Below are 5,436 nucleotides of genomic sequence, written 5' to 3' on the forward strand. Positions count from 1 at the left end.
AAATGGATCGCTTCCTGCTGTTTCCGCTCGTTAACGAGATTTTCGATGGCGATAATGGCCGGACTCAGCAGTTCTTTCTGGATATTCAATAATTGCAGCTTAGATTTTAACAATTCGACCCGGACAAGGTTGCTATTCGCTTCAACCGTCAACATTTTTAGTTCAGCGCTACGCGAATCAATCAGGGTGTTTAGCTGTATTTGCTTGGCCTCTGTTTCAAGCTTTGATGCTGTCCCAGATTGGGGCGTTTCCAGTTTCTTCTGTGCTGTTTCAATCTCCCTTTGAGCTTCAATAGTTTCTTGGCGAATCAGCTGCGGCCGTTCATTTTGCAAAATCAGCTCTTTTTCGAATTTCTTGATTTGCTCATCCAGGGCGCTAATTTTTTCTTTTTCAAAAATCAATCGTTGTTCCAACTCTTCGCCTGAAATCTTACTGAAGTCCTCAGACCTTTGCTTAGTGATCTTTTGCTGCGCTTGTTCAATTTCCCGTTGCAGTTTTTTTGTTTTCTCTGGAGCCTGCTTGATTGCTCCATCAAAATCAGTCGTTTTTGCAGTAACCGATTCAATATTGGCCAAATTTCCCTGGGCTGATTGATAAAACATTAGCAATTGAGCCTTCATAGCCTCATCAATCCCCTGCTGGGTGTTGAGGGCTTCAATTTTGGTCTTGAGCTGGTTTTGGGTAATTTCAGAACCTGTATTTTCTGAGACACTGCTTGCCCTAACCTTTTCGGCCTGTGCATCAACCAGTCCCGCTGCAAGCAACATCAACAAGCAGAGGAGTTTAACCATGCTTAGATGTACGTTACGCATTGAAAAATATGATAAATCAATAAACTTCATAGGTTTTAATTGCCTTTGTGGTTATTGCCATTAGTGTAATTCTCCAGAATAATGACCCATGCTTCATCAGCGGATTCAGCGTATTGGAGCAGTTCGCGGCCGCACTGTGAAATTGCGCCTTCCTCAACCAGCGCATCAAAATTGATTGTCCTATCCCAGTAGTTCTGCCCGAACAGGATAACTGGAACTTTGCGCACTTTTCGTGTTTAAATTAATGCTAGGGTTTCAAAAAGCTCATCCAACGTCCCAAAGCCGCCTGGAAAGGCAACCAGGGCGATTGCCCGCATCAAAAAATGCATTTTACGGATGGCAAAATAATGAAATTGAAAACAAAGTTCCGGTGTAATGTAAGGGTTGGGCTTCTGCTCGCCGGGCAATACAATGTTCAGCCCTATACTTTTCCCATCCACATCCGCCGCACCCCTGTTCGCTGCCTCCATAATTCCCGGCCCACCGCCGGTCACTACGACAATTGACTGCTCCAGTTTTTTTCCTCCACAGTAATTATCCTGCCTAAACTCCGAGCCTCTTCATAGTAATGGCATTTTTTCAAAACTTGTCGGGCATCAGCCACGTTTTGTCTCAGCTTTGCGTCATCCATCGGGTTGCACACTCAGCGCCTGTTCCGCATACAGCATTGCTTGTTGCGCATCGTGGTAATCAGGGATACGGGCGCTACCAAAAATAACGACGGTTGCTTGAATATTGTGTTCCGCCTGCGTTAACTCCGGCTTAAGCAATTCAAGCTGTAACCGCACCGGGCGTAACTCATCACGCATAATAAAATCAAAATCATCGTAAGCCAGTCGATAAGAGGGAGAACTGCTCTGCGCTGTACCATACCCATACGATACGTTCGTAGCATCCTGTTTCGCCGTGGGGAAAGGACTATCACAGGGTATTCGGGGTTTATTGACCATATATATTTCCGTTTATCAATATCTGCTACAAGCTGGATGGGGAGTATCGTTGCCTAAGCTGTATTAAGTACATGTTTATGCCGTCGACAACGCTTTAGCACCGACAGTACCAACTCAACATTGAATTTTGTGTGCTATGGCAAGTAGTTGAGTATAATTATCCTGAATTATAGCGGTGTTATGGCGAACACTTAATATTGGCCAATTATTTCCTCAAGGAAGCCATCCTTATGATCCAACAAGCAAAATTTTTCGCATCCAAATGGTTGATATTGTTTTTGGCAACCCTACCTTTGCAACACCTTTTTGCCGATGGATCAGCGTTACAGGAACCCAGTGTCAGCAAAGAAATCAACGCCATCATTACGGCAAGGCGACACCCTTACCTGAAGCAAGCTAATTTTTCTAATCGGATCGAAGATCTGGATGCACTCTATAAACGCGCTAATTACAAATTGCTATGGCTGGGCGATGATGCCACAACAGCTAAAAATACGGCTGATGCCCTTGAACTTCTTGCAAACGCATCATCTCAGGGATTAATCCAGGAGAATTATGATGCAGAAATGCTGCGAAAAAAATTTAATCTTGCCCTAACTCTCACACCCACTGCCTACAAAGAACTAGCACTCTATGATACAGCGCTCAGTATAGCGGTGTTACGTTTCTTGCACGACATCCATTATGGCCGGGTAAATCCTCATGGAATAAACTTCAACTTACAGTTGCGGGAAAAAAAACTGACTGACTTTCCAGTATTGATCAAAGACAGCATGTCACTGAACACGATTTCCCAACTACCTCTCCTGGTAGAACCAAAGCTACAACAATACCAAAAGCTAAAATCTGCATTAGCGACTTATCGTCTCATTACAGCAAAGTCGCCATCATTCAAGTTTATCGTTAAAGGTAAACTACGGCCTGGAGAACACCATCCTCAGCTGGCGGAACTGAACATATTTTTGGCCGGTGTTGGCGATTTACCCGAAAGTGCTACCATCAATAGCGCCGAAAAAAACCCGAAATACACCGATAATATCGTAGAAGGCGTAAAAAAATTCCAGATCCGTCACGGCTTGGCCGCTGATGGGACTATAGGGCCAGCTACCGCCACTGCGATTAACGAACCCTTGGCACAGCGGATAACGCAGATTGAGCTGGCTATGGAAAGGTTGCGCTGGCTTCCTGAGCTTAATGTCGGGCGCTCAATTATTGTCAATATTCCAGCATTCCAGCTATGGGCGATCGATGACATCAATGATACTGATCCCAACATCATAAATATGCGGGTTGTTGTTGGTAAAGCGCTGAAAAATCAAACGCCTGTATTGATGGCGCAAATGAGTTTTATTGAATTTATGCCTTATTGGAATGTCCCTGCGAACATCTTAAAAGGAGAAATCTTGCCTAAGCTGATCCGAAATCCGGATTATCTGTTTTCCCAAAACATGGAGATCGTTCCCAGCTCTGGACATTCAGCCACGCCTGTTTCCGTAAACAACGACACGATTGAAAAACTCAAGAGAGGCGTTTTAAGGGTTAGGCAGCGTCCCGGGAACAAAAATAGCTTAGGTAAAGTAAAATTTATTTTTCCTAATAAGGACGACGTGTACTTACACGACACGCCCGCGAATTCCTTGTTTAGCAAATCGCGCAGGGATTTTAGCCACGGTTGCGTACGTGTTGAAAATCCAATAGCATTGACCGAATTCGCCTTAAGAAATCAGGGTAAGTGGGATTCTGACACCATAAAAAAAGCCATGAAAAGCCCGATTACACGGCGTGTTATTTTACAGCAGCCCATACCTGTCCTGTTCTTTTACACCACATCATTTATCGACCAAAACAATAATCTTGCGTTTTATCAGGATATTTATGGTCACGACGCAGTTCTACTGGAAGCACTAAAAAAAAACAATGACCTGTCCGACCAATCGATTTTTGTGAGTGCCCGCGTAGAACCTCCTGTTCCCAACGGAATACCTTGATGTATTAACCAAGATTGCATATGGTTTGTAGCTACTTATCGTTTCTCATAGTATTGATTTTTTTAGTTGTGGTCACAACACTCTTTTATGTAATTGGGTTTATCTCACGGTTAGTGAAATCTCGACCTTATCGACCAACCCCACTAATATTATTTGCCCAATAAAGTTAAAAATATGATGAGCCCCCAGACTATCCGAGCTATTCGTCCGTATAGCAGCAAACTCGCCGTATTGGTTAGGCTATAGGATGTTATCGTCATCGGACTGACCTTGTGGTCTATTCTCGAACTGGCATCTGTGCAGTGGGACAACAAACATACCTGGTGGCTGTTGATTTCTGTCGTTGGCTTTGGTGTATTTACTTCGTATAACGAACTATACTGCGGTGCCCGATCCATGTCTACATTGACCGAGACCAGGCTTATTGCGGTTTCCTGGTTTTATGTGATGTTTGTATTGATGTTCGTTGATGGAATTTTTACGCTGATAGATCCTATTTACAAGCAATATTTTTGGATCTGGAGTCTATCCGTCCCCATCGAAATCATTTCCTGGCACGTTATTGTCCGTAGCGTGGCGAATCTGGCCAGAAAATTGAGCAAAAACCAGCATCGGGTTGCAATTGTCGGCATCACGATGCTCGGTTCAGAATTGGAAAAAATCTTCTTTGAAGAAGGTGCTATGGCTATGGACTTTCTCGGTTTTTTTGATGACCGGAAGCGCCTCACTAAGGACAACTATCAATTTGATCCGACCAAATTAGCGGGTGATATAGGCCATCTCATTAAGCTTGCCAAAGAAGGTGCTATCGACCTTGTTTACATTACCTTGCCTCTACGGGCCGAACTACGCATTAAGAAAATTCTTGAACAATTATCGGATAAAACCGCATCTGTCCATTACGTGCCAGATTTGTTTGCATTTGATTTACTCAGATCCAGCCTGATTAACATCAAAGGAATACCTGTCATAAGTATCCACGATACCCATTTTTATGGGATTGACGGTGCAATGAAGAGAATTTTCGATATTGTTTTTAGTAGTGTCGTGTTAACAATCATAGCCATTCCTTTATTGGTGATTGCAATTTCAATCCGATTGACTTCTCCTGGGTCCGTGCTTTTTAAACAACGCCGCTACGGTTTCAGGGGGAAGAGATCATTGTATGGAAATTTAGGACGATGACCGTCTGCGAGGATGTGGACAGCGTTGCGCAGGCCAAGAAAAACGATCCAAGAGTCACCCAATTGGGCGGCTTCCTGAGACGTACATCCCAGGATGAACTACCGCAATTTTTTAATGTATTACTGGGTAGGATGTCTGTCATAGGGCCAAGGCCCCATGCTGTCGCCCATAATGAATTTTATAGAGGTCAAGTTAAAGGTTACATGCTCAGGCACAAAGTGAAACCTGGAATTACCGGGTTAGCTCAAATCAACAGCTACAGTGGCGAAACTGACTCCCTGGACAAAATGGAAGGCCGGATACAATTCGATCTCAACTATATAAGGAACTGGTCGTTGTGGTTAGATATCAAATTCGTGTTATATACTATAAAGCGTGCTTATCCGGTTGTCACAGACAGCCACTACCGGTAGAATGCTGGGCATCTGTACAGCTGGTGCAATCATGGTTATCGACGTGCTTGGGCGGGATGGTTTGCCGTTCCCGAAGTCACTTCCCGAG

At 43.9% G+C, this 5,436-nt stretch carries 4 protein-coding genes and 2 pseudogenes; 2 read left to right on the forward strand and 4 right to left on the reverse strand.

Features of this window, described 5'->3' with window-relative positions; genetic code table 11:
* From ACLQ6D_RS12985 to ACLQ6D_RS13000, 4 genes and pseudogenes are all read right to left on the reverse strand, one after another.
* Positions 1 to 791, reverse strand: a pseudogene (locus tag ACLQ6D_RS12985) (mechanosensitive ion channel protein MscS); the annotation flags it as partial.
* A 56-nt stretch (positions 792 to 847) separates the two neighbouring features.
* Positions 848 to 1,039, reverse strand: a complete 192-nt coding sequence (locus tag ACLQ6D_RS12990; protein ID WP_411727740.1) for a hypothetical protein — start codon at positions 1,037 to 1,039, stop codon at positions 848 to 850.
* A gap of 9 nt (positions 1,040 to 1,048) precedes the next feature.
* On the reverse strand, positions 1,049 to 1,327 hold the full coding sequence (locus ACLQ6D_RS12995) for an LOG family protein (protein ID WP_411727746.1): 279 nt from the start codon (positions 1,325 to 1,327) through the stop codon (positions 1,049 to 1,051).
* A 108-nt stretch (positions 1,328 to 1,435) separates the two neighbouring features.
* Entirely contained in the window at positions 1,436 to 1,762 is a 327-nt protein-coding gene (locus ACLQ6D_RS13000) for a hypothetical protein (protein ID WP_411727742.1), read from the reverse strand.
* Positions 1,763 to 1,992: 230 nt separating this feature from the next.
* Here ACLQ6D_RS13000 and ACLQ6D_RS13005 point away from each other — a divergent pair, with 230 nt between their 5' ends.
* Entirely contained in the window at positions 1,993 to 3,750 is a 1,758-nt protein-coding gene (locus tag ACLQ6D_RS13005; RefSeq protein ID WP_411727744.1) for a L,D-transpeptidase family protein, read from the forward strand.
* Between the two features lie 396 nt (positions 3,751 to 4,146).
* Positions 4,147 to 5,348: pseudogene (locus ACLQ6D_RS13010) on the forward strand (undecaprenyl-phosphate glucose phosphotransferase).
* The last annotated feature ends 88 nt before the right edge of the window (positions 5,349 to 5,436 follow it).

The organism is Methyloglobulus sp., from assembly GCF_046714055.1.
Taxonomy (GTDB): Bacteria; Pseudomonadota; Gammaproteobacteria; order Methylococcales; family Methylomonadaceae; genus Methyloglobulus.

Bases quoted from the DNA above. Each gene is read 5' to 3' on its own strand.
- ACLQ6D_RS13000 (WP_411727742.1), bottom strand. From the start codon at position 1,762: ATGGTCAATAAACCCCGAATACCCTGTGATAGTCCTTTCCCCACGGCG.
- ACLQ6D_RS13005 (WP_411727744.1), top strand. From the start codon at position 1,993: ATGATCCAACAAGCAAAATTTTTCGCATCCAAATGGTTGATATTGTTT.